Here is a 22,734-nt window from a genome sequence, read left to right on the forward strand (position 1 = left end):
CAAAATCCTTGGTAAATGATTAGAATAAACAGTCATTTAGTGAATTCATATAGTAAAACGAAAATCCAACTGGTATAATATAGTTGATTGAACATTTGACAAAGCATGCTGCCGGAATCCGACAGCATGCGCACACAACCCGAACAAAAGAAGGATACCACTTTTCCGGTGGTATTCGGTATTTCATGAAGGAGAGGTCAAACATCGTGAGTAAGAAGTATGTTTATCTGTTTTCAGAGGGCAATGGCTCGATGCGGGAACTGCTCGGCGGCAAGGGCGCCAATCTGGCGGAAATGACCAGCCTGGGCATGCCCGTTCCCCACGGCTTCACCGTGACCACCGAAGCCTGCACCCGGTATTATGAAGACGGCAAGACCATCGCCCCCGAGATCGAAGCGGAGATCTTCGAATTTGTTTCCAAGCTGGAAGCACTTGCGGGCAAGAAACTCGGCGATAAGGAAAATCCGCTTCTGGTTTCGGTCCGTTCCGGCGCCAGAGCCTCGATGCCCGGCATGATGGACACTATCCTCAACCTGGGCCTCAACGATGAAGTGGTGGAAGGCATTGCCAAGCTCACCCAGAACCCCCGGTTTGCCTATGATACATACCGCAGATTTATTCAGATGTTTGCCGATGTCGTGGCAGAAGTTCCCAAGGAATACTTCGAGCGTGCCATCGACCTGATGAAGCAGAAGAAGGGCGTCAAGCAGGATACCGAGCTGGACGCTGATGATATGAAGCAGCTGGTAGAGCAGTTCAAGGCGCTCTACAAGGGCCACATCGGTCGTGACTTCCCCACCGAGCCCAAGGTACAGCTCATGGAGAGCGTCAAGGCAGTATTCCGCTCCTGGGATAACCCCCGTGCCATCTACTACCGCCGTCAGAACGGCATTCCCTCGTCCTGGGGTACTGCTGTTACCGTGCAGATGATGGTATTCGGCAATATGGGCAACGACTGCGGTACCGGTGTTGCCTTCACCCGCAACCCCGCCACCGGCGAGAAGAAGTTCTTCGGCGAGTTCCTGGTCAATGCCCAGGGCGAAGATGTTGTAGCCGGTATCCGTACTCCCCAGAGCATTGATGAGCTCAAGCAGCTCATGCCTGAGGTTTACGATCAGTTCCTGGAGATTGCCACCCGTCTGGAGCGGCACTACAAGGATATGCAGGATATGGAGTTCACCATTGAGCGCGGCAAGCTGTTCATGCTCCAGACCCGCAATGGTAAGCGCACTGCCCAGGCCGCTATGAAGATCGCCTGCGATCTGGTAGACGAAGGCCTTATTACTGAGGAACAGGCTGTCCTGCTGGTTGACCCCTCTCAGCTGGATGCCTTCCTCCACGATCAGTTCAATCCCGCCGAGCTCAAGCGTGCCAAGATCCTGGCTACTGCTCTGCCGGCTTCTCCCGGTGCTGCCTGCGGTCAGGTAGTCTTTGACGCCGAAACTGCCAAGGAATGGGTAGCGGAAGGCAAGAAGGTAATCCTGGTGCGCCTGGAAACCTCTCCTGAGGACATCGAAGGCATGCACATCTCCGAAGGTATCCTCACCGTCCGCGGCGGTATGACCAGCCATGCGGCGGTTGTAGCCCGCGGCATGGGTATCTGCTGCATCTCCTCCTGCGGTGACATCACCATCCGGGAAGGCGAGCACTGCTTCGAGGTGGACGGCCTCATCGTCAACGAGGGCGATTACATCTCTCTGGATGGCTCCACCGGTCGTGTTTACCTGGGCAAAATCTCCACTGTGGGCGCTGGTCTCAGCGGTGATTACAGCCGTCTGATGGGCTGGGCCGACAAGTTCCGCAAGCTGCAGGTCCGTGCCAATGCTGAAACCCCTGCCGATGCCGCTCAGGCTTACAAGTTCGGCGCGGAGGGCATCGGTCTGGTGCGTACCGAGCACATGTTCTTCGATGAGCAGAAGATCAAGGCTGTCCGGGAGATGATCCTTGCCAAGACCCAGACCCAGCGCCAGAAGGCTGTGGATAAGATGCATGTGATGCAGCGTGAGGACTTCATCAAGGTATTCGAGGCCATGCAGGGCCAGCCTGTGACCATCCGTCTCATCGACCCGCCGCTGCATGAGTTCCTGCCCAAGGAGGGCGAGAACCTGGAAGCTCTGGCTGCAGAGCTGGAGACCACTCCCGCTGCTCTGGAAAAGGCCATTGTAGAGCTGCATGAGGTCAACCCGATGATGGGTCACCGTGGCTGCCGTCTGGCTGTTTCCTATCCGGAGATCGCCAAGATGCAGACCGAGGCCATTATCGAGGCTGCCATCACTGTAACTGAGGCTCATAAGGACTGGCGGTTTGTACCTGAGATCATGGTTCCGCTCATCACCGACCTCAAGGAGCTCAAGTATATCAAGGGCATCATCGTAGCTGCTGCCGAGGCTGTTCTCAAGGCTCACGACAGCGACCTGAAGTACATGATCGGCACCATGGTGGAAACTCCCCGTGCCGCTCTGCTGGCTGATGAGATCGCCACCGAGGCTGACTTCTACTCCTTCGGTACCAACGACCTGACCCAGATGACCTTCGGCCTGAGCCGTGACGATGCTGCTTCCTACCTGGGCAGCTACTATGACAAGAAGATCTTTGACTTCGATCCCTTTGCTACCCTGGATCTCCGGGGCGTAGGCCAGCTCATTGAGCGTGCCACTGAACTGGGCCGCTCGGTGAAGCCGAACCTCAAGCTGGGCATCTGTGGTGAGCATGGCGGCGATCCCGCTTCGGTAGAGTTCTGCCACAAGGTTGGACTCAACTATGTATCCTGCTCGCCCTACCGTGTGCCGATTGCCCGTCTGGCTGCGGCACAGGCTGCCATCAAGTTCCCCCGGGACTAAGGCATCTCCCCGATAAGGCATAATAAAAATCCCCGTGCAGTACGCACGGGGATTTTTTGCGTTCCGGAAAAACCCGGTCAGGACGGAATTCTGGACGCCTGGCGGAAGAGGATCAGCCCCACCAGGAAGAGCAGGGCAATCATGCCCACACCCAGGCTGATATTGCCGGTGATCTGGGAGACCACGCTCACCACCGTGGTGCCCATGAAGGAGGCACCCTTGCCGCAGATGTCCAGCAGGCCGAAGTACTCACCCGACTGGCTGGAGGGAATGATCCGGGCAAAGTAGGACCGGGACAGCGCCTGGATGCCGCCCTGGAACATGCCCACCAGCACCGCCAGCATCCAGAACTGCGCCTGAGTGCGCAGGAACATGGCAAAGACGGCGATACCGAAGTAGGCCAGGATACACAGAGGAATCAGCTGATCGCCCGAAAACTTCCGGGCCAGCCGTCCGAACAGGATGGCGAAGGGGAACGCCACCACCTGGGTGAGCAGCAGCGCCAGCAGCAGGCCGGTGCTGTCCAGTCCCAGGGCTTCGCCATAGGCGGTAGCCATGTCGATGATGGTATAGACGCCGTCGATGTAGAAGAAGAAGGCCAGCAGGAAGAGGAAGATTTTCTTCTCCTGCCGCACGCTGGCAAGAGTCCGGCCCAGCCGGGCAAAGCTCTCCCGGATGGCATGGGGCTGACGCTCAACGAAGTGTTTCTGCTCATACCGGCGGAGCAGCGGCAGGGTAAAGCCCAGCCACCACAGGGCGGTGATGCCGAAGGAGAGCCCCATGGCAGTGACCATGGAAAGCCCCAGCGCACCGGCCCCCAGTACCAGAGCCAGGCATCCGGCAAAGGGAATGCAGCTGCCGATATAGCCCCAGGCATAGCCCTGGGAGGACACATGGTCCATGCGGTCGGCATCGGTGATGTCCGAGAGCATGGAATCGTAGAAGATCAGGCTGCCGGAATAGCCCACCCGGGCCACCACGAAGATCAGAAGGAACCAGAGCCAGTGGGCGGCAAAGCCCAGGGCGATGCAGCCAATCAGTCCCACGCCCAGAAACAGCAGGAAGATGGGCTTTTTGTAGCCCTGGGTATCAGCGAGGGTACCGAACACCGGTCCCAGCACTGCCACCAGCAGGGTGGCAGCCGATGCCGCATAGCCCCAGTAGGCCAGGTACTGCACATTGGAAAGCCCGGCCTCCTCCGCCAGGAAGTTGAAGTAGATGGGAATGATGGTGGCAATGAGCAGGGTAAATGCGGAATTGCCCACATCGTAGAGAACCCAGCTGCGCTCCGCCGGGGTGAGTTTCAGTTTGTTCATGCGTTTGCTGCCTCCTGTTCCGGCTTGGGATCAAAGGTGCGCCCATAGATGGGGTCCTCTGCCTGACCGCTCTCCACCACCCGGTCAAAGTCCCCGATGAGCCGGGCTGCCAGTTCCGCTGCCCGATCGAACCGCCGGAGCAGTTCCGCATTGCTGTCCTCGCACCGGGGGTCCGGGTCAGGGCCGACCACCAGCCCGCCCAGCTTCTCAAACTGACCTGCCAGGCGCAGGGCGGTAAAGATCACCCAGCGTTTCAGGGCCGAAGGCGCCACCAGCAGATCCAGATAAAAGACCATGCCCCGGAGGGAATCCAACACCTGTTCCTGTGTGACTTCCGGGAAGAAATCAGCGATCACGGCGGCATTCTCCTCCGACGGCACCAGATGTCCGGTGGGGCGGTGGCTTGCCGGGTCCAGCCCGTCCCGGAGCATGAGCGCCCGCTCCAGCTCCGATTCGATCCGGGCATGGCTCAGGCCGCTTGCCGCCTCCTTTTCCGCCACATAGTCATGGCTGAGGGTATCCAGCGCGAAATGGCAGAGGAACCCGTATACATAGGCCCGGTGTGCCAGGCTGTCCGGATGCATCTGCAGCACCCGGGCGGCCCGCTCAAAAAAATCCCGGCCCGGACGGTCATGGAATTCATGGCCCAGCCGGCTCACCGGATTTTTCGAGAGGGGTTTATAGTAAAAGAACAGATCCGGGCCGTGCAGACCGATGGAATAGAGCTGGGGATAGCGTGTAATGGCCTCCAGCGGCTCCGGCGTAAGCAGCCGGGCGGTTTCCCGTCCCAGACAAAAGTGTGCGTATGTAGATGGCAAAGTGAAATTTCTCCTTTCCGACGGCAGCTGCCGCCCGGGAATAATTCCCTGGGGTCATGGTACCGTGGGGCAGCACACCAATCGCCTCCCACCGGAAACACTTTGGCAGCTGTCTGTGCGCCATGACGGCTCTCCGGCTGTGATGCCGGGAAAACCTCAGCGGAATTGTATCATTGTCCAGCTATAAAACGGATCATAGCCAGTCCTTGGTTATTATATCATTTTTGGGCCTGCTCCGTCACCTGCACAGCGTAAATTGTGTGTAAACAGAAACAAAAAAGCCCGCCTTTTTAAGGCGGGCTTTCATGCTGTCAGCACAAGGGGTTCGGAGAAAGGTATCCCGAACTGCTTCTGCCGGGATTTTTACTTCTTGCCCGAACGCTTTGCCACAAAGTTGGCGAGCATGGGGGTCAGGAAGGAAGTGATAATAACCGAAGCGGCTACCTGCGCGGTGGCAATGGGAGCCACAGCTGCATAGGAGGGGTCCACAGCAGCCAGAGCGCCGGGGTTGGATACACCGCTGGCGGCGGTGCTGGAGATTGCCGCGCCAGCTACGCCGTTGCCTCCGGTGATCTTATCCATGAGGATGGTCACGCCGCCCACTACAAAGACGGTGATCAGACCCAGCAGGATACCGGACAGACCGCCCTGGAACAGCTGCTGGATGGACATTCCGCAGCCCAGTGCAAAGCCGACCACGATGATGGACGGAGTAACACCGGCAGAGAGGGTCTGCTTGAACCACGGGGAAACATTACCCAGGATAATGCCGAGGATCAGGGGCAGGATGGAGCCGATGATCGACCAGATGGAGATGCTGGCAAGACCGGCAGAGCTCAGGGCGATCATGGTGACGGTGGGGCCGACACTCAGCGAAGTGATGGCAACGGCGCCCTTGACGGCGTCATCGTCATACTGGGATACAATGCCCGAATAGAGGGCGTTGTTGGCAACCGATACCGCACTGATGATTGCCAGCGAGGAAAGGCCCAGGAAGTTATCGCCGAAGAGGAAGGCCACACCCAGGCCCAGGATTACCGACATGGCAACCTTGGTGCCGATGATGACAGCACCGATCTTGATGGCCTTGGGGGTACTTTTAATATCGATGGTAGCGCCCATGAAGAGCAGGAATACACCAACCAGCGCGCTGGTGCCGGTAACCATACCGGTGAAGAAGCCGCCGATCTGCAGCACCTGCGGTACGAAGGAATTGAGCACCACGCCGATGAGCATCGGAACAACGATGGTATCACCGGGGAAACGCTTCATTTTCAGTTTGCTCATAACCGTAAAACTCTCCCTTATGTGTTAGTCCAGAACGATACCGCCGTCGCAGTCGCCGATCTCGCCGTTTACAAAGCTGGCAGCATCGGAAGCGAAGAACAGGATCATCTGAGCAGGCTCGCTCGGGTCAGCAGCACGGCCCAGGGGGATCATGCCGATTACCTTGGCGCTCTTTTCAGCGTCGTCAGACAGAGCCTTGGTCATGGGAGTTACAGTGAAGGACGGGCATACAGCGTTGCAGGAGATGCCGTACTTGCCGCCTTCCTTGGCGATGGCCTTGGTCAGACCGTTGACACCGGCCTTGGAAGTGGCATAGGCAGCTGTACCCAGCAGACCGCCGCCGATCTTACCGGCTACCGACGATACATTGACGATCCGGCCGCCCTTCTTCTCGATGAAGTAGGGATAGATAGCGGAGCAGGTGGTGAAGGTACCGGTGAGGTTGATGCGCAGGGTGCGGTCCCACTCAGCATCGGTTACTTCCTGGAAGGGAACAGTGGATACAACGCCGCCGCAGTTGATGAGGACATCCACACGCTCGAAGTCGCCCAGAACCTTTGCCATAACGGCACGGATGTTGTCCTTGTCGCCCAGATCGATCTTGTAAACCGAGCAGTTGCCCAGCTCTTCAGCTGTGGCCTTGGCCTTTTCCTCATTGAGGTCGAGGATTACAGCATGACCGCCGCCGTTTACAACGCCGCGGACAACTTCCTTACCGATGCCCTGAGCACCGCCTGTAACCAGAACTGTTTTTCCTGTGAAGTCAAACATGATAAATGCCTCCTGTATTCGTTCCCTTCCATTCTTCGGAAGGGATCACTTTCTTTATTTTGTTGGGGTACCGCCCTGCCGGCAAAGAGCGGGTTTTCGATTGACAAACAATTAACTATCAATCTTCTGCTTAAGATTATAGCATTGCAGGCATCGAAAAAATATGGTATCATAGCCTAAAAAGTGAAGCTGATTTTAGGCTGACAGCACAAGGAGGAACCGCTATGGATGAACAGCTCAAATGGGAACTGATCCAGGCCGCGCTGGATGGAGAGGAGCTGGACCGGATCACCGACCGGGCTGCCCATTACCTGGGAAGCCCCCTGGTGGTCATCTCCACCACCAGCAATATCATCGCCCATTCCGCCTCCCTCACCCCGCCGGATGAAACCTGGCTGCACGCTGTGGAGCGGGGATATATCACCCTGGAATTTGTGGCGACCCTGGCAGGCTGGGACAAGCACAAGGACCACGGCACCCGGTATGAGTGCATCACCGTTGCCATCAACGACCGGCGCCGGCGGTTCTACAAGCTCACCATCCATTCCCAGCTGCTGGGCTATCTCAATGTCACCGAGCTGGACGGGCATTTCGATGCGGTCAGCGAGGAGGAGTACCATTTTGTGGCCCAGCTCATTGCCAAGGAGGTCTATGCCCGGCTCAAGGGGCAGGACTTCTCCCGCAAGGCCCGGGACGAGGACTTCCTGCTGGAACTGCTCCACGGCAGCTTTGTGAACCGGGGCCATTTCATCGACCGGATGCGTCTGAGCGGCTTCGATCCCTCGGCCCAGTACCGGGTGCTGTGCATCGAACTGGGGGATTTCCTCTCCTATAACGCCGATGAGGATACCTTCAAGCGGGATCTGCTGGAACTGCTCCCGGGCAGCACCATGATGGTCAGCGACCAGGTGCTGGTGATCCTGGCCTCCGACCGGCTCTTCCTGCCGGAACGTGCCCCGGCCATGCTCCGGAACCTGGACAGCTACCTCCGCTCCCAGAAGCTCCTCTGCGGCATCAGCGATGCCATCGGTGATCTCTACTACTTCTCCACCTACCGGGATCAGGCGCTCAGTGCCGCCCGCTACCGCAAGTATCTCATCGACCAGTCCCTGGCCTATACGTTCTATGATGAGGTCAAGGTCTATGATATTCTCCAGCAGATCCCCCGCAGTGAGCTGATCCACTACTGTTCCCGGCAGGTCTATGAGATCTATCAGTATGACGCCGCCCAGCACACCGACTATATCACCACCCTGCTGGCCTATCTCAAAGCCAACCGCAGTGTGAAGTCCACCGCGGCCTATCTGCATGTCCACCGCAACACGGTCAACTACCGCATTGCCCGCATCCGGGAGCTGTTCGGACTGGACCTGGACAGCTTTTCCACCGCCCATCAGATCCTGCTCTCCTGCCAGATGATCCGGCTGCTCCAGGATTAACCCCCATGAAACAAAAAATTGCGTTGTTTCCCGCCATTTTGGGGTTTGACGGCGGCCCGGATTTGTGTATAATGAGTATACAGGCAGCCTGTAATTTTTTTGAGATTGTTACTTTGTATATCACACAGATGCTGCCCCAGGAGGGTTATTATGAATATTTTGATCGTCGGCTGCGGCGATACCGGTTCCCAGCTTGCCAATGTACTGGATCACATGGGCAATCAGGTATCTGTTGTGGACCGCAACCCCGAAACTGCTGCGGAACTTTCTGACTCCTTCACCGGCATGTTTACGGTGGGAGTTCCCATTGACCAGGATGTGCTGCGTCATGCCGGTATCGAAGGCTGTGATGTTGTAATCGCGGTCACCCGGGACGACAATACCAACCTGATGGTCGCTCAGCTGGCCCGGGATATCTTCGGCGTGCCCAAGGTAATCTCCCGGGTATCCGATCCCCGGCGGGAAGAGGTATTCAGTAGCTTCGGCCTGAGTACCATCTGTCCTACCAACCTCACGGTTGCTTCGGTGGTAGCCGCACTGGATGACCGCCGCAAACATACCGAAGAAGTTTATTTCGGCAGCACCCGGATCTCCTTTGAACAGATGGAGATCGACCGCCGGTATCTGGGTGAATTTGCCGAAGCCATTGAACTGCCCAAGGGTACTGCCCTGATCGGTGTTCTGTCCCAGAGCGGCAAGCTGCGGCTTCGCGGCGAAGGCATGCAGACTGTCATCGGTGAAGGCGATGTCCTGGTACTGGCCCGTTCCATCGGCTGATGAGGAGGATCAATCGAGATGAATGTTATTGTAGTGGGCGGCGGTAAAGTAGGCTATTATCTGGCAGAAACCCTGCTGGAACATGGTCACAAGCCCTTTGTAATTGAAACCGATAAGGAGATCTGCCGGAAGATCGCCAACAATCTGGATATTCCGGTCATCAACGGCGACGGCACCACCCTGGGAGCCCTGGAAAGCGCCGGCGTGGAACATTGCGATGCCTTTGTCAGCGTTACCGGGCAGGATCAGGTCAACCTGATCGCCTGTCAGCTGGCAAAGAAGCGCTATGGTGTGGAACGCACCGTAGCCCGGGTCAACAACCCCAAGAACCTCAAGGTGATGAAGCGTCTGGGCGTTGATATTCCCGTATCCAGCACCGACAGCATTGCCCGGCTCATCGAACGGGAGATCGATGTGGCAACCATCAAGCGTCTGCTCTCGATCAACCGGGGCGAAGCCACCATCAGTGAGGTGGAGATCCCCAAGAATTATTCCCGCAACGGCACCAGCCTGATGGACTTCAACCTTCCCAATGAATGTGTTATCGTATCCATCACCCGTGGGGACAGCCTCATCATTCCCCGAGGCAATACCCAGATCTTTTCGGGCGATAAGCTGATTGTCATCTGCCGCAACGAGTACCTGCATCAGCTGCTCCATGCCCTGCGCATTGAATAGGAGGTTCCCTCTGTGAAGAATAAAACCGTTCTGGTCACCGGCGCTGCCACCGGCATCGGACGCAGCACTGCGGAACTCTTTGCCGCCATGGGCTATCAGGTGGCAATCGGCTGCAACCACTCCTTTGCCGAGGGACTGCAGTTTGCCCGGGCCCTGTCCGAAATGGGCATGAGCACCATGGCAGTCAAGGCAGACCTCAGCCAGCCCGATCAGGTGGACGCCATGTTCCGGCAGATCGAGTCGGTGTGGGGCGGTGTGGATATCCTCATCAACAACGCCGGTATTGCCCAGCAGAAGCTCTTTACCGACATCACCAATGAGGACTGGAACGCCATGGTGGGCGTGAACCTCTCGGGCGTCTTTTACTGCTGCCGGGCAGCCCTGCCCTATATGATCCGCCAGAAGGCGGGCAGCATTGTGAATGTGTCCTCCATGTGGGGCATCTGCGGCGCCTCCTGTGAGGTGCACTATTCCGCTGTCAAAGCCGGTGTCATCGGCCTGACCAAGGCGCTTGCCAAGGAAGTGGGCCCCAGCGGCATCCGGGTCAACTGCATTGCCCCCGGCGCCATTGCCACCCGCATGAACGACAACCTGGACGAGGAAGCAGTGGCTCTGCTCCGGGAGGAAACCCCTCTGGGACGGATGGGCACACCGGAAGAGATCGCCAAGGCCATCGCCTTCCTGGCACTGGAGGACAGTGCCTTCACCACCGGACAGGTGCTCAGCCCCAACGGCGGACTGGTGATCTGACTATAAGCTGAAAAATCCTCCCCTCCGGTTCCGCCGGGCAGGGAGGATTTTGTTATATCAGCATGCTATTTTACAGATCGTATATATTCAGAGTGCAAACGGCGCTTTATGAAATTCAGACAGAACAGGGAGGGACAGGAATGAACAGAACGAGAGCCTCCCGCCCCAGCCGGTCCGGCTTTTCGGGCAGAGAAAATACAGACATTTCCGATACTTTCCGTATATTATAAGCAAAATTATCTTTATAGTATAAAAGCACCGGTCATTCATCTGACCGGCACTTTGGATTTACTCCTGCTCGTATTCGTAGAACCGCTCCTGATAGAGGGTGGTGAAGATCACCTGTACCAGCGGGTAACCCTCGCCCATGACGGTATCCCGGAGGATCTCTGCCACACGCTCCCGCACCTCATCGGTGCGGTCGAACCAGGACACCTCCACAATGGGGAAACCGAGCACCTGTTCCCCTCCGGCATAGAAACTGCTGTGTGCCAGCTCCAGGATCAGCCAATCCTCCGGGCAGCCTATGGCCTCGGCGAGCTTGGGGATCAGCGGAGTGCTGATGGCACGCATCTGCTTGTCAGTAAGTCCTTTGATGGTGATCTGCGGCATGATAAGTCCTCCTTTGTCGTTCCAATCCCCGGCTTTTCAGCCAGCCGGGGGATCTGCATCTGTATTGTATCACAGCTGCCCGGGACAGTACAAGCCTTGGCTGCTCTTGTCAGATCCCCACCGGTATGCTATATTGAAACCATAAACCCCACTACCGCAAAAGCCAGGCCAGCGCCGCCGCCAGAGGCAGGGTGATCCCCTCCCCCGGCTGGATGGTCTGCACCGGCGCGGAGTAGGTGTGTTCCGGTTCCCCGGTGCTCTGCCGGGCCCGGCGGCGCATCTCCTCCACCCGGCGCTCGGCATCCTGCTGCATCCGGGCAAACTCCCCGGCGGAAAATCCCGTGGGCTGCCAGGTATTCATGCTCATTCCTCCCCCTCATCGGGCAGGAGCTCCAGCTCCCGCATGAGATCCAGCAGATTCCCCAGCGCCCAGATGGCCCGGGCATCTGCCAGACGGTTCTGCTTCTCCGCCGGGAGCACCGCTGCCGCCGCTTCCAGCAATCGCAGTTCCGGCGCCTGGGAAGCCAGCAGCTCCCGCAATGCCTGCCGCAGCCGGCGGTACCGGGCAGCTTCCCCGTCCGGGTCTTCCTGCCGCACCGCTGAGATCAGCTCCCGCAGTTCGGCCCGACCCTCGGCTGTATCCAGAAGATTTCCCAGTGCCATGGCATTCACCTCCGGCAGAGATCCCGCAGCAGCGCCTGGGGCCCGGGCTGCCGGAGCAGCTGTGCCATGGCATCCGGGGACTGCAGCACTTCGGCGATCATCTCGCTTCCATGGGGGTTGAGCTTCCGGAGCGCCTGGTCAAAGGCACCCCGGTCAAGCTGTTCCAGGACCCGGTCCGGGTCCAGTCCCGCCTGGGCTGCCGCTTTGGCAAGGAGTTCCCGGTCCGGTCTTTCTGTGGTAGGATTCATCACACTCACGCCCTTTCGTATCCACTCTATGCCCCGGCCCGGGAAAATATCCCCGGCCCACTCAGGAGGTTATGTTTTATGAAACTCACCGTATTCAGCGACTGCCATGGCAATCTGGAAAACGCCATCCGCATACTCACCGAATCGGAAGCAGACTGCTATCTGTTCTGCGGCGACGGCATCCGGGACGCCGAAAGTGCCGCCGATCTGCTGGACAAGCGGCTCATTGCCGTGCTGGGCAACTGCGACCGGGGCGAAACCGGTGAAACCGAACGCCTGCTGGAACTGGGCGGCGTGCGGATTCTGCTCACCCATGGGCATGGATACAGCGTCAAGTCCTCGCTGCTGCCCCTGCGCCGCCGGGCGCTGGAACTGGATGTCCAGCTGGTGCTCTACGGGCACACCCATCTGCCGGCGCTGTCCGAGGAGGAAGGCGTACTGTTCTGCAATCCCGGCAGCTGTATGGGCGACCGGCTCTATGCCGAGATCGAACTCCAGGACGGCAAGGTAGCCGATGCCCGGCTCTGTCAGGCAGAGCACCGCATCACCCGCCGCATGAAGCCCACCTGGTGGAAGTCCTGACGCCCCATCCCCCAAACAAAAAACCACCCGGAGAGTCCAGACCCTCCGGGTGGTTTTATTTTTATACGGTTATTCCTCTTCTCCGGACGCTTCCAGAGCAGCCCGGTAGAGATCGCCCTTCTTGTAGCCGGTGGCACGGGCCACCTCCTTGGCTGCCATGGTGGGAGAAAGCCCCTCCTCCATGCGCCGGCGGGTCAGCTCTGCCGCCTCCTCAAAGGTGAGTTCCGGCTCCTCGGACGGCTTTGCTCCGGCGATCACCAGTACAAACTCGCCCCGGGGCGCGTTGTCCCGGTAATAGGCCGCCGCTTCGGACAGGGTGGTGCGGCGGGTCTCCTCATGGAGCTTGGTCAGCTCCCGGCAGACGGCGATCTCCCGGTCTCCCAGCACAGCCAGCAGGTCTTCCAGGGTGCGCAGCAGCTTGTGGGGCGCCTCATAGAACACCATGGTGCGGGTTTCGTTCTTCAGCGACTGGAGATGCTCCATCCGGCTGGATTTATTGACGCTCAGAAAGCCCTCGAAGGTGAACCGGGCGGTTGCCAGTCCCGAGAGGGCCACAGCGGTAGCAATGGCAGTGGGGCCTGGCACCGACAGCACCGGAATGCCCAGCTTGTGACAGGCATCCACCAGCTGTTCGCCGGGGTCGGAGATGCAGGGCATGCCCGCGTCGGTGACAATGGCACAGTCCTCCCCTGCCAGCAGACGGACGGTGATGGACTGGGATGCCTCCCGGATATTGTGTTCATGGCAGCTCACCAGCGGCTTTTTGATTCCCAGGTGGTTGAGCAGCTTGACGCTGACCCGGGTGTCCTCGGCGGCGATGAAATCCACCGATTCCAGCACCTCTGCCGCCCGGGGCGACAGATCCCCGAGATTTCCAATGGGGGTACCCACTACATACAGTCTACCCATGTTTTTTCTGTGCCTCCTTGGGAAGATTGGCATACTTGCCATAGATCCGCAGCATTTCCGGGGAAAATCCCCCTTCGCCTTCTACAATCAGCGGCGGCATCACCTGCAGAAACGGCTTGCCGCCCCGGCGTCCCTCCAGCAGAAAAAGCCAGGGAGCGGTATCCGGACGCTGCTGCACCATACGCAGGCGTTTGGGTTCCAGGCCGTTCCTGCGCATGGCCTCCATCACATCGGGCAGGCGCTCCGGACGCTGGCAGACACAGAAGCGTCCGCCGAATTTGAGCAGCCAGGCAGCCGCCCGGCAGACATCGTCAATGGTGCAGGCTGTTTCATGCCGGGCAATCTGGTCGCTGTTTGTTTCGGACAGGATGCCCCGGCCCTCAATCTTATAGGGCGGGTTGCAGGTGACAACATCAAAGCTCTGTCCCTCGGGCAGGGCGGAGAGATCGGTGAGATCCGCCAGCACCGGCACCACCTGTCCTTCCAGGCCGTTTTCCTGGACGGTGATGGTGAGCTGGTCGATGGCCTGGGGCTGGATATCCACCCCATAGCTCTGACGGGGCTGGGTCTCCTCGGTGCGGTACCAGGCCAGAGCCACAATGCCGCAGCCGGTACCCAGGTCACAGGCCCGGTCCTTGCGCCGGGGCGCGGCAAAATCCGAAAGCAGGAACGCATCGGTGCCGAATTTATGCTCCGGGGAGACACAGAGCCTGATCCGGTCACCCAGGGCTTCAAAATGATAACGGTCATTCATGGGGGAAATACAGCCTCCTCCGGCAGTGCTCATCGGTAGTTCCCGGCAGAAAAAAGGGCCCGTCCGGACAGAACCGGCCCGGACGAGGCCTTTTGCGCTGTATGGGAACAGTCAGGTCCGGCAGATCAGAGCTGCGGACGCTTGAAATCGGTATTGGGGGTAATGCTTACTTCGGTGATGGTCTCACCCGGACGCATCAGGCGTGCCATGACAACAAAGCGCTGCTGGCTGGTCTGACCATAGGCACGGGTACAGGTGGACAGGGTGAGGATCTTATCCGAGGAGTTCACATCCACGGCAAAGTCATGCAGACTGCGGGCCTTGGCCTCATTGATGATATACTGCAGGCCGGAAGCACCCGGGTCGCTGACGATATAGTTGAAGGATTCCTCGGTATAGAACACCGCAAAGACCTTCCAGGTCATCTCCTCCGACTCGGTGGAGTAGTGGATATAGGGAGTGCTCTTGCAGAAGTTCAGGTAGTGGAAGCTGGGCAGCTGACCGAACATGATGTCGCTGGCCCGGGCAATGAACGGATTGGCGGTGTAGTTGGTCCAGTTGTGACCATACAGCACCGTGTTCTGGGAGACCTGGCTGCTGGTGCCGAACTTGGTATCCGAATCCGCCCAGATTACGCCATAGTAGCTGTAATTCTTGTCATAGCCCTTGGCGGAGTAGTAGAGGTTATCCGGGCCCACTACAACCGGGTAGTTGATATTGGTATTGGGAATGCGCAGCCAGCCCACAACATCGCTGTTCTTGGCCTTCCAGGAGGCGATATTGGCTTTGCCGCTGGAGCCGACTGTGGAGGGGTCAAAGGTACCCCAGTTGGAGGCAGTGGTCTGGGACCCGGATGAGCCCGAGCCCGGCTCGGTGACAACATTGTCGGCACTGGCAGCCAGACGCTGAGCCACAACCGTTTCCAGACGGGTGCCGGACAGAGCGGTAACAGTGGCGGACGAAGTGATGTCCGGAGCGCCGGTACCGGCATCGGCGATGTTGGTGGTGTCATCCGAAGCCATGGACGAAGAACCGCGGTCGGTATCCGCATCGGCGGGGCTGACCAGATGGGCAATGCCATAGATGCTGCCGCCCACGGCAATGAACAGGGCTGCCGCCAGACCTGCCATACGCAGACGGGCGGTCTTCATAGCCTGTTCCCGGCGGCTGCGGCGGTCAGCGGGCACGGCTTCACTCCGGCGGCGGGACGACGCACTGTGCTCTGCCGGTTCCGAAGCAGTCCGACGGCTGGCGGAACGGGTCATGCGGTCCAGCGCGGCACCGGCCCGGCTGGGACGGCTCCCTGTCTCCCGGCGTGGTGCAGTACGGCTGTCCCGGCTCATACGGGGCTCGGCTTCCCGGCGTGCGGTGCGGTGCGGATTCTCCCGGGCGGAGGTACGCTCCTCCCGCCGGGTCAGATCCGGTGCCTCCTCATTCCGGGCACGGCTGGCGTATGCGGCACGATAACGGTCATATTCGCTGGAAATCTCCCGGCGGCGTTCCGCTTCCCGGCTCTCGCCGGACGGACGGGCCTTGCCCCGGGTTTCTCGGTTCTCTCTCTGCATTCGTTTCCCTCTCATCTCTGGTCTCGGTGCACGTTCTGCTCACGCAGTTTCTACTCTTTATTTTATCATACCCATCTGTCCCGTCAAGTGTCTGGGTTCCTCTTTTGCTGGCAGCTCTGGACAATTTTCCACGCCGATGCTACAATAAAAACAAATGTTCCCAGTCTGTACCATCGTTCAGGAGGTATCTTATGCTCACATCCCATCGTTTTTCCTGTTCTCTCGGAACTATTTCTCTCTATTTTGAGGACGAAGCCCTCATCGGTCTGGATCTGGAGGGCTCTGCCGGCTGCGGGGAACGGCTGATGGCCCAGCTTGCCCGGCACGGCATCGATCCCACTGCCTTCCGCCCCGAAGCCACCCCGGCTGCCCTGGCAGTGGAACAGTGGCTCATCAACTACGCCGCCGGCAGCAAGGACCCCTTCACCCTGCCCCGGAAGCTCTACGGCACCCCGTTCCAGATCTCGGTGTGGAACGCCCTGGAAGCCCTTGACTATGACGAGGTGATCTCCTATGCCGAGCTGGCCCGGCGGGTGGGCTCCAATGGATACCGGGCCGTGGGCACCGCCGTGGGACACAACCCCATTCCCATCATCATTCCCTGCCACCGCATTGTGCGGCAGGACGGAATCATCGGACGATTCGGCGCCGGGGACGGCACTGAGACCAAGCGGAAGCTCCTGCGCCTGGAAGGACACAGCTACTGATGCGGGAAAAGACACTCATCCGCCGGCTGCGGGATCTGCGGGAAGACGCCGACCTGACCCAGGCGCAGGTGGCAGCGGTTCTGCACATGTCCCAGACCGGCTATTCCAAGTATGAAACCGGCGAAAATGATATTCCCACCCAGGTGCTGATCCGGCTGGCCCGGTTCTATGGGACCAGTACCGACTATCTGCTGGGGCTCACCGACCGCCGGGACCCTCTGTAAAGGAGGAAGCGCCTGTGAACCAGTACCCGAGAATCCGAGACCTGCGGGAGGACGCCGATCTGACCCAGGCGCAGGTGGGGGAACAGCTGGGGCTGTCCCAGCGGACCTACGCCTATTATGAGAGCGGTCAGCGCATGGTACCGCCGGAGGTGCTCTGCGCCCTGGGGGACCTGTACGGCGTGAGTGTGGACTATCTGCTCGGGCGCACCGACCGCCGGGAGATGAACCGATAAAAAGACGGCAGTGTGGAAAAACCTCCACGCTGCCGTTTTTCTGTATGCAGAGACCCGGGCTACGACTGTGAGGGCAGGACTTCCTCAATATCCCACTCCCCGAACATCTCCTTGAGGGTCACGGTGTAGCTCTGGTACTGATCGATATTGTAGTTGGCGTGTTCCTCGATGTCCCATCGGGCAATGGGCTCGGTGCCCGGCCCCCAGAAGGAGTTCTGTTCGCTGTCGGCATACCGCACAAAGACGATCTGTGCCTCCTTGGTATTGAAGCTCACGTCCCAGAGATCAAGCAGCACCGGCAGATACCAGATGGGCTGTTTTTCAGGATAGGCATAGACGCCGTATTCCTCATAATAGCGGTACTGTTCCCGGGGATCGGCGCCCACCGGCACACTCTGGTGGGTGAGCTCCACTTCCTCCCCGAACAGCTCCCGGGCCGCGTATTCCACCTGTTCTTTGGTGATGAACTGCCGCCGTCCGGTCTCCCCGGCAAGCTGCTTTGCAACATACTGCGCCTCGGTGGTATTGGCACCCTGGGTGATGCCCGGTGTGGTGCCGTCGGTACCCAGCAGGGCGGTGATCAGCAGATATTCCTCCGGCAGGTCGGTATAGCCCTTCCGGAGATCCCGGGCATACCGGGGATAGACAATGAGCTCCTGTCCCAGCAGACGGGCAATGGCAAGGCCGGTGTCGTCATGGGTGAAGGTGGTGTCCACAATATCCGGTTCGGTGAGGGAGAGGGCGATCTTCGGGCGCTTGGCCTCCCAGATCTCGGCGGAAAATGCTGCCTCCTCCGGGCGGGAAGAAGCCTCCTCCCCATTTCCGCAGCCAGCCAGCCCCAGACAGAGCGCCGCTGCCAGCAGCGCCGCCATCAGACGCTTCCCCATAGAATCCACCCCCTGTGCCGAAAAATTTCTCTGGTTTCTATTATACAGGCTTGACCGGAAATTTCAAAGCCGGGATCTGGAAATACACAAAAAAGCCCTGTCCCCGGCAGGACGCCAAGGGGCAGGGCTTTTATCCGATCAGAGGCTTAGAATTCCAGACGCTCCTCGATGAAGGAGAGAACCTCGTCCATGGGCAGACGAACCTGCTCCATGGTATCACGGAAGCGGATGGTTACGCAGCCATCTTCCTGGCTCTCGAAGTCGTAGGTGATGCAGAACGGAGTACCGATCTCATCTTCACGGCGGTACCGCTTACCAATGGTACCGGCCTCATCGTAGTCCACCATGAAGTGGTCAGCCAGCTTGGTCCACAGTTCCCGGGCAGGCTCGGACAGCTTCTTGGACAGCGGCAGTACAGCAGCCTTGTAAGGAGCCAGAGCCGGATGCAGACGCAGTACGGTGCGGACATCTCCCTCGCCTACTTCCTCCTCGTCATAGGCATCGCACAGGAAGGCCAGAGCCACACGGTCAGCACCCAGCGAAGGCTCAATGACATAGGGGATATACTTTTCGTTGGTTTCGGGATCGAAGTATTCGCAGCTCTTGCCCGAATGGGTCTGATGCTGGGTCAGGTCGAAGTTGGTGCGGTCCGCAATGCCCCAGAGTTCGCCCCAACCGAAGGGGAACAGGAACTCGATGTCGGTGGTGGCATTGGAGTAGTGGGACAGCTCAGCCTGCTCATGGTCACGCAGACGGATATTCTCGTCCTTCATGCCCAGGGAGAGCAGGAACTGATGGCAGTAGTCCTTCCAGTACTTGAACCACTCGAGATCGGTGCCGGGCTTGCAGAAGAACTCCAGTTCCATCTGCTCGAACTCACGGGTACGGAAGGTGAAGTTGCCGGGAGTGATCTCATTGCGGAAGCTCTTACCGATCTGACCGATGCCGAAGGGAACCTTGCGGCGGGTGGTGCGCTGTACATTCATGAAGTTTACAAAGATACCCTGAGCGGTTTCAGGACGCAGATAGATCTCGCTCTTGGAATCCTCGGTAACACCCTGGAAGGTCTTGAACATCAGGTTGAACTTACGGATATCGGTGAACTCAGTGCCGCCGCACTCCGGGCAGGCAACCTTGTGTTCCCGGATGTAATCCATCATCTGCTGATCGCTCCAGCCAGCGGGATCGAAACCGCACTGCTCCTCGATGAGCTTGTCAGCACGGTGACGGGCCTTACAGGTCTTGCAGTCGATGAGGGGGTCAGAGAAGCCGCCCACATGACCGGAAGCTACCCAAACCTGGGGGTTCATCAGGATCGCAGCGTCCAGGCCTACATTGTAGGGGGACATCTGTACAAACTTCTTCCACCAGGCCTTCTTGACATTGTTCTTGAATTCCACACCCAGGGGGCCGTAATCCCAGGTGTTGGAGAGGCCGCCGTAAATTTCAGAACCGGCATATACAAATCCACGGTTCTTTGCCAGAGCGACGATTTTGTCCATTGTCTTTTCCATGGTAAATACTCCTCTTTCGGATAGATTTTTGATCCCGAGGAACAGAAAAAGCCTTCCATCCCCCGCAGTACTGCAAGGGACGAAAGGCTGTGGATCAGGTTCAGTCTTCCGCGGTTCCACCCTCATTGATCTGTACAGGCTATAAGTACAGACCCACTCTTGTGAACAAACCGCTCTCGGCTCAAAAGTGCCTTTCACTGCGGGACCCCACCGGCTCACACCAGCCGCCGGTTCTCTGAAAAAGATCGGATGCAGTTACTCTTCTTTCTCATCGCCAGGATTTGGTTTGCTATCAATCTATCACAAAAGAGTGGGACTGTCAAGGGCAAGCAGCTTGCAATCAACCGGCAGCTTGATTATAATAAGGACAGGACACAGATATTTGTCGGAACAAGGGAGGCAATGCTCAATGAAACAGCTCTGGAAGATCCGTCTGGCGGCCATACTGCTGGGAGGGGCCGGATGTATTCCACTGTCGCTGGAGGCTCTGGGGGAGGCAGATTCCCTGAAGCTGAGCCTGTATGGCCTGTGGATCGGCCTGGGGCTGATTATTGCGCTGGTCTGCACACTGCTGGAAACGGTATCTGACTGCTGACGCCGCAAAAAAGCCTTGATTTCCCATGTCTTTCCCGCTATAATAGAGTGTACATGATTTTGAGGGAGTCTGTTTTGGGAGGAACCGCCCGGAGCAGTCCCACAATCTTATATCGGGGTGTAGCGCAGTTGGTAGCGCGCATGCTTTGGGAGCATGATGTCGGGTGTTCGAGTCACCTCACTCCGACCAGCTTTAATGGAAAAACCGCCTGTTCAGGCGGTTTTTCTGCGTTCTGGAGGAAATTTTAGGAGGCCGGATTACCGTCTCCGCTCTTCCGAAAAGACCAGCAGGAAGAATCAAAACCGGTGCCGGCAGAAGGCGTCTCAAAGCGGCAAATCCCTAACCAATCCCTAACCGCAAAAGGGCATGGGAAATGCGTCATTTATAGATTTTCCGCCACTCCATCTTCCCGTTATTTATTTGGCGGGATAGGGTTTGCTGGTGTTGGTCCGTCCCAGGATATAGTCGGTGGACACCTGATAGAAGTCCGCCAGCTTCAGCAGATGCATCACCGGAATGGTCTGGAACCCACGCTCATAGCGGGAGTAGACGGTCTGGCTGATTCCCAGAATCTCCGCCACGTCCTCCTGCCGCAGATCTTTGTCCTCACGCAGATCTCTTAATCTCTGAAAATACATACAGCGCACCGCCTTTAGTACTGATTGATACTATTGACGATACTGCATCTTTTTATTAGAATGTTGCTGATAGAACTTATAAGTACTAAGGAGGTGCTGAAATGGAACTGTATCAGGAGATTCTTCGTCATATACTGGCAGACGAAAAAATCCAGGTGTCCTTCCCGGAACTCACCGACTCAGACAGTACAAAAATCGTAGAGCTGGAGTGTTACAGGGCGCTGCGGAAAATCAAGGCCATTCTGGAGGACGACTCCCTGGAGGACAGCGAATGCTTTTACCGGATCGAGGAAATCGTCTGCGTGTTTGAGGGACTTGGTTCCGACTGCGGCAACCGGCATGATTTCGGCTGAGTTCCTATCCGAACGAGAAAACAGGGCGATGCGCCAAACCCGTATCGTCCTGTTTTGAATCACCGCTTTTATCCCACCCTCTCGAACGGGATCACCTTGCAATGGTTTCCCTCCGGCGGGTCGGGCGGCTCGGGTTCCGGTTTGGCGGTGGCTGTTTCCATAAAGCCGCCGATCTTCTCCGCCGCGCCCCTCTGCATCTCGCTGGTGATGTGGGTATAGGTGTCCAGGGTGAACCCGGCGCTGTAATGGCCCAGCATACTGGAGAGTGTCTTTACATCCACGCCGCTGGAGAGGGCCATGGTGGCGAAGGTATGGCGCAGATCGTGGAAGCGCACATGCTCCTCAATGCCGACCTTCGCCAGCAGCTTCCGGTTGATTCTGGACACCGCGTCCGGGCTCCAGTACCCACCGGTGCGGGGCGATGGAAACAGAAGGGGGTTGTCCGGGTGCTGCTCATGCTCCCGCACCAGGAGCTCCACCGCCTGCCGGGACAGCGCCACCCTGCGGATGGAGTTCCGGGTCTTGGGTTCAGTGGCCACCAGCTCCCCGTCAATGCGGGTGACCTGCCTGCTCACCGACAGGATACGGTTTTCAGTATCCAGGTCGTCCCATCGCAGCGCCAGCAGTTCGCCCCGCCGCAGTCCGCTGGACAGCTCCAGGAAGAACATGGGCAGGACGCCGTACTGTTCCGCCTCCCGGAGATAGGCTCCCAGCTTTTCCGGCGGCAGGATGGTCATCTCCTTTTTCTCCTTGGGCGGGATGCGGCAGTTGTCGCAGGGATTGTAGGGAATGAGCCGCTCCTTCACTGCCTGCTTGAGTGCCGAGGACAGCACCATGTGGATGCGCCGGACCGAGCTGCCGGTGAGGGCAGTGTTGGTCTGATTTTCCCACCGCTGTACCCGTCCGTTGGTTCGGGAGTCATTGTAGAGCTGCTGAATCTGAATGGACGTGAGCCGCTTGAGCTTGATCCCTCCCAGAGCCGGAATGATGTGGTTCTCGATGGCATTGGCGTAGGTCTTGGCGGTATTGGGGCGGATCACCGGCTTGCTGTAAGTTTCAAACCACAGCCTGCACCACTCCGCCACTGTGTAATCCTCGTTGTAGTTGATGGGGATTCCCCGGTTGTCCCGGATGGCCCTGGCCAGTTTTTCTTTGCACTCCGCCTGGGTCCTGGCAGATACACTTTTCTGGATCGCCCGTCCAGTCACCGGGTCGATGCCCTGGGTATACCGGCCCTCCCAGCGACCGTTGGGCTTTTTCCGGATGCTGCCCTCGCCGTTTGCACGTTTCTTTGGCATAGATGATTCCTCCTTCCATAACACAAACACATACCACAGAATCGCTCCAATAGCTACTGAAACTTTTTCTCTGCCTGCTCCCCGATCCACGCTATAAACCTGTCTCGGGGAATGATGATCCGGCTGCCCAGAGTGATGGCGGGAAAATCCTGCCGGTGTGCCACCTCATAGGCATGGGCCAGGCCGATGCCCAGCACATCTGCCACATCCTGCACATTGAGCATCAGGGGCAATTCCTCAAAAGAATGATATTTCGATCGCTTCATAGAACTCCTT

27 protein-coding genes, 1 tRNA gene and 1 other annotated feature are annotated in these 22,734 nt (G+C 58.2%); of the genes, 12 read left to right on the top strand and 16 right to left on the bottom strand.

From position 1 onward, the window contains the following. Window positions 1–206: 206 nt before the first annotated feature. Entirely contained in the window at window positions 207–2,840 is a 2,634-nt protein-coding gene (gene ppdK / locus H9X81_RS08450) for a pyruvate, phosphate dikinase (RefSeq protein WP_345941537.1), read from the top strand. Window positions 2,841–2,917: 77 nt separating this feature from the next. Here ppdK and H9X81_RS08455 read toward each other — a convergent pair whose 3' ends face one another. The 4 genes from H9X81_RS08455 to H9X81_RS08470 all read right to left on the bottom strand — a co-directional run bounded on the left by H9X81_RS08455 (window position 2,918) and on the right by H9X81_RS08470 (window position 7,032). Next, window positions 2,918–4,156, bottom strand: a complete 1,239-nt coding sequence (locus H9X81_RS08455; RefSeq protein ID WP_191393099.1) for an MFS transporter — start codon at window positions 4,154–4,156, stop codon at window positions 2,918–2,920. Then, a complete protein-coding gene (locus H9X81_RS08460; RefSeq protein WP_204721262.1) occupies window positions 4,153–4,974 on the bottom strand; it encodes a zinc dependent phospholipase C family protein in 822 nt (273 codons plus the stop codon). Before H9X81_RS08460 ends, H9X81_RS08455 begins: the two co-directional genes overlap by 4 nt. Window positions 4,975–5,337: 363 nt before the next feature. Then, window positions 5,338–6,261, bottom strand: a complete 924-nt coding sequence (locus tag H9X81_RS08465) for a 2-keto-3-deoxygluconate permease (RefSeq protein WP_177503274.1) — start codon at window positions 6,259–6,261, stop codon at window positions 5,338–5,340. A gap of 24 nt (window positions 6,262–6,285) precedes the next feature. Next, window positions 6,286–7,032, bottom strand: coding sequence for an SDR family NAD(P)-dependent oxidoreductase (locus tag H9X81_RS08470; protein WP_177503272.1), 747 nt, complete (start codon window positions 7,030–7,032; stop codon window positions 6,286–6,288). 224 nt (window positions 7,033–7,256) lie between these two features. Here H9X81_RS08470 and H9X81_RS08475 point away from each other — a divergent pair, with 224 nt between their 5' ends. From H9X81_RS08475 to ymfI, 4 genes are all read left to right on the top strand, one after another. Beyond that, entirely contained in the window at window positions 7,257–8,471 is a 1,215-nt protein-coding gene (locus tag H9X81_RS08475) for a PucR family transcriptional regulator (RefSeq protein ID WP_191393101.1), read from the top strand. A gap of 150 nt (window positions 8,472–8,621) precedes the next feature. After that, window positions 8,622–9,248 (top strand): potassium channel family protein, encoded by a 627-nt coding sequence (locus H9X81_RS08480; RefSeq protein WP_204721264.1) that lies wholly within the window; start codon window positions 8,622–8,624, stop codon window positions 9,246–9,248. Window positions 9,249–9,266: 18 nt separating this feature from the next. After that, window positions 9,267–9,926 carry a potassium channel family protein gene (locus tag H9X81_RS08485; RefSeq protein ID WP_204721266.1) on the top strand — a complete coding sequence of 220 codons (660 nt, stop codon included), beginning with the start codon at window positions 9,267–9,269 and terminating at the stop codon, window positions 9,924–9,926. A 12-nt stretch (window positions 9,927–9,938) separates the two neighbouring features. Then, window positions 9,939–10,676, top strand: a complete 738-nt coding sequence (gene ymfI, locus H9X81_RS08490) for an elongation factor P 5-aminopentanone reductase (protein WP_177503263.1) — start codon at window positions 9,939–9,941, stop codon at window positions 10,674–10,676. 288 nt (window positions 10,677–10,964) lie between these two features. Here ymfI and H9X81_RS08495 read toward each other — a convergent pair whose 3' ends face one another. The 4 genes from H9X81_RS08495 to H9X81_RS08510 all read right to left on the bottom strand — a co-directional run bounded on the left by H9X81_RS08495 (window position 10,965) and on the right by H9X81_RS08510 (window position 12,199). Continuing rightward, window positions 10,965–11,288 (bottom strand): DUF1904 family protein, encoded by a 324-nt coding sequence (locus H9X81_RS08495; protein ID WP_204721268.1) that lies wholly within the window; start codon window positions 11,286–11,288, stop codon window positions 10,965–10,967. Between the two features lie 151 nt (window positions 11,289–11,439). Further along, a complete protein-coding gene (locus H9X81_RS08500) occupies window positions 11,440–11,649 on the bottom strand; it encodes a hypothetical protein (RefSeq protein WP_204721270.1) in 210 nt (69 codons plus the stop codon). 2 nt (window positions 11,650–11,651) lie between these two features. Continuing rightward, window positions 11,652–11,951 carry a hypothetical protein gene (locus H9X81_RS08505; protein ID WP_204721272.1) on the bottom strand — a complete coding sequence of 100 codons (300 nt, stop codon included), beginning with the start codon at window positions 11,949–11,951 and terminating at the stop codon, window positions 11,652–11,654. Window positions 11,952–11,956: 5 nt separating this feature from the next. Next, window positions 11,957–12,199 (bottom strand): hypothetical protein, encoded by a 243-nt coding sequence (locus tag H9X81_RS08510; RefSeq protein WP_177503255.1) that lies wholly within the window; start codon window positions 12,197–12,199, stop codon window positions 11,957–11,959. Window positions 12,200–12,277: 78 nt separating this feature from the next. On the opposite strand from H9X81_RS08510, the gene H9X81_RS08515 reads away from it, so the two are divergent. After that, on the top strand, window positions 12,278–12,781 hold the full coding sequence (locus H9X81_RS08515) for a YfcE family phosphodiesterase (RefSeq protein WP_204721274.1): 504 nt from the start codon (window positions 12,278–12,280) through the stop codon (window positions 12,779–12,781). 69 nt (window positions 12,782–12,850) lie between these two features. Here H9X81_RS08515 and rsmI read toward each other — a convergent pair whose 3' ends face one another. The 3 genes from rsmI to H9X81_RS08530 form a co-directional block, all read right to left on the bottom strand. Then, window positions 12,851–13,690 (bottom strand): 16S rRNA (cytidine(1402)-2'-O)-methyltransferase, encoded by an 840-nt coding sequence (gene rsmI, locus H9X81_RS08520; RefSeq protein WP_204721276.1) that lies wholly within the window; start codon window positions 13,688–13,690, stop codon window positions 12,851–12,853. Beyond that, window positions 13,683–14,444, bottom strand: a complete 762-nt coding sequence (locus tag H9X81_RS08525) for a tRNA1(Val) (adenine(37)-N6)-methyltransferase (RefSeq protein ID WP_204721278.1) — start codon at window positions 14,442–14,444, stop codon at window positions 13,683–13,685. The genes rsmI and H9X81_RS08525 overlap by 8 nt, the downstream gene beginning before the upstream one ends. A 125-nt stretch (window positions 14,445–14,569) precedes the next feature. Next, window positions 14,570–16,009, bottom strand: coding sequence for a class B sortase (locus H9X81_RS08530; RefSeq protein ID WP_204721280.1), 1,440 nt, complete (start codon window positions 16,007–16,009; stop codon window positions 14,570–14,572). A gap of 191 nt (window positions 16,010–16,200) precedes the next feature. On the opposite strand from H9X81_RS08530, the gene H9X81_RS08535 reads away from it, so the two are divergent. The 3 genes from H9X81_RS08535 to H9X81_RS08545 are packed head-to-tail and all read left to right on the top strand — an operon-like array spanning window position 16,201 to window position 17,173. Continuing rightward, the gene (locus tag H9X81_RS08535) at window positions 16,201–16,716 is read left to right on the top strand and encodes a methylated-DNA--[protein]-cysteine S-methyltransferase (RefSeq protein ID WP_204721282.1); all 516 of its coding nucleotides are present in this window, start codon (window positions 16,201–16,203) and stop codon (window positions 16,714–16,716) included. Next, the gene (locus H9X81_RS08540; RefSeq protein WP_204721284.1) at window positions 16,716–16,940 is read left to right on the top strand and encodes a helix-turn-helix domain-containing protein; all 225 of its coding nucleotides are present in this window, start codon (window positions 16,716–16,718) and stop codon (window positions 16,938–16,940) included. Before H9X81_RS08535 ends, H9X81_RS08540 begins: the two co-directional genes overlap by 1 nt. 14 nt (window positions 16,941–16,954) lie before the next feature. Continuing rightward, window positions 16,955–17,173 carry a helix-turn-helix domain-containing protein gene (locus H9X81_RS08545; RefSeq protein ID WP_204721286.1) on the top strand — a complete coding sequence of 73 codons (219 nt, stop codon included), beginning with the start codon at window positions 16,955–16,957 and terminating at the stop codon, window positions 17,171–17,173. A 59-nt stretch (window positions 17,174–17,232) separates the two neighbouring features. On the opposite strand, the gene H9X81_RS08550 is transcribed toward H9X81_RS08545, so the two are convergent. Together H9X81_RS08550 and H9X81_RS08555 are read right to left on the bottom strand one after the other, a co-directional pair. Further along, window positions 17,233–18,060 (bottom strand): hypothetical protein, encoded by an 828-nt coding sequence (locus H9X81_RS08550; RefSeq protein WP_204721288.1) that lies wholly within the window; start codon window positions 18,058–18,060, stop codon window positions 17,233–17,235. Window positions 18,061–18,206: 146 nt separating this feature from the next. Further along, a complete protein-coding gene (locus H9X81_RS08555) occupies window positions 18,207–19,574 on the bottom strand; it encodes a glycine--tRNA ligase (RefSeq protein WP_177504175.1) in 1,368 nt (455 codons plus the stop codon). Window positions 19,575–19,646: 72 nt separating this feature from the next. Next, window positions 19,647–19,855, bottom strand: a binding site (T-box leader). 128 nt (window positions 19,856–19,983) lie between these two features. Between H9X81_RS08555 and H9X81_RS08560 the strand changes: the two genes are divergently transcribed. Together H9X81_RS08560 and H9X81_RS08565 are read left to right on the top strand one after the other, a co-directional pair. Next, window positions 19,984–20,169, top strand: coding sequence for a hypothetical protein (locus H9X81_RS08560; protein WP_177504173.1), 186 nt, complete (start codon window positions 19,984–19,986; stop codon window positions 20,167–20,169). A gap of 113 nt (window positions 20,170–20,282) precedes the next feature. Continuing rightward, window positions 20,283–20,358, top strand: a tRNA-Pro gene (locus H9X81_RS08565). Between the two features lie 227 nt (window positions 20,359–20,585). Here the strand turns inward: H9X81_RS08565 and H9X81_RS08570 are convergent. Then, window positions 20,586–20,807, bottom strand: coding sequence for a helix-turn-helix domain-containing protein (locus tag H9X81_RS08570; RefSeq protein WP_204721290.1), 222 nt, complete (start codon window positions 20,805–20,807; stop codon window positions 20,586–20,588). A gap of 101 nt (window positions 20,808–20,908) precedes the next feature. Between H9X81_RS08570 and H9X81_RS08575 the strand changes: the two genes are divergently transcribed. Further along, window positions 20,909–21,160 (top strand): hypothetical protein, encoded by a 252-nt coding sequence (locus tag H9X81_RS08575; RefSeq protein WP_204721292.1) that lies wholly within the window; start codon window positions 20,909–20,911, stop codon window positions 21,158–21,160. A 68-nt stretch (window positions 21,161–21,228) separates the two neighbouring features. On the opposite strand, the gene H9X81_RS08580 is transcribed toward H9X81_RS08575, so the two are convergent. Continuing rightward, window positions 21,229–22,458, bottom strand: coding sequence for a tyrosine-type recombinase/integrase (locus H9X81_RS08580; RefSeq protein WP_204721294.1), 1,230 nt, complete (start codon window positions 22,456–22,458; stop codon window positions 21,229–21,231). Window positions 22,459–22,511: 53 nt separating this feature from the next. After that, window positions 22,512–22,724 (bottom strand): helix-turn-helix domain-containing protein, encoded by a 213-nt coding sequence (locus tag H9X81_RS08585; RefSeq protein WP_204721296.1) that lies wholly within the window; start codon window positions 22,722–22,724, stop codon window positions 22,512–22,514. Window positions 22,725–22,734 lie beyond the last annotated feature (10 nt).

The sequence above is a fragment of the Hydrogenoanaerobacterium saccharovorans genome (assembly GCF_016901815.1).
Lineage (GTDB): Bacteria > Bacillota > Clostridia > Oscillospirales > Ruminococcaceae > Avimicrobium > Avimicrobium caecorum.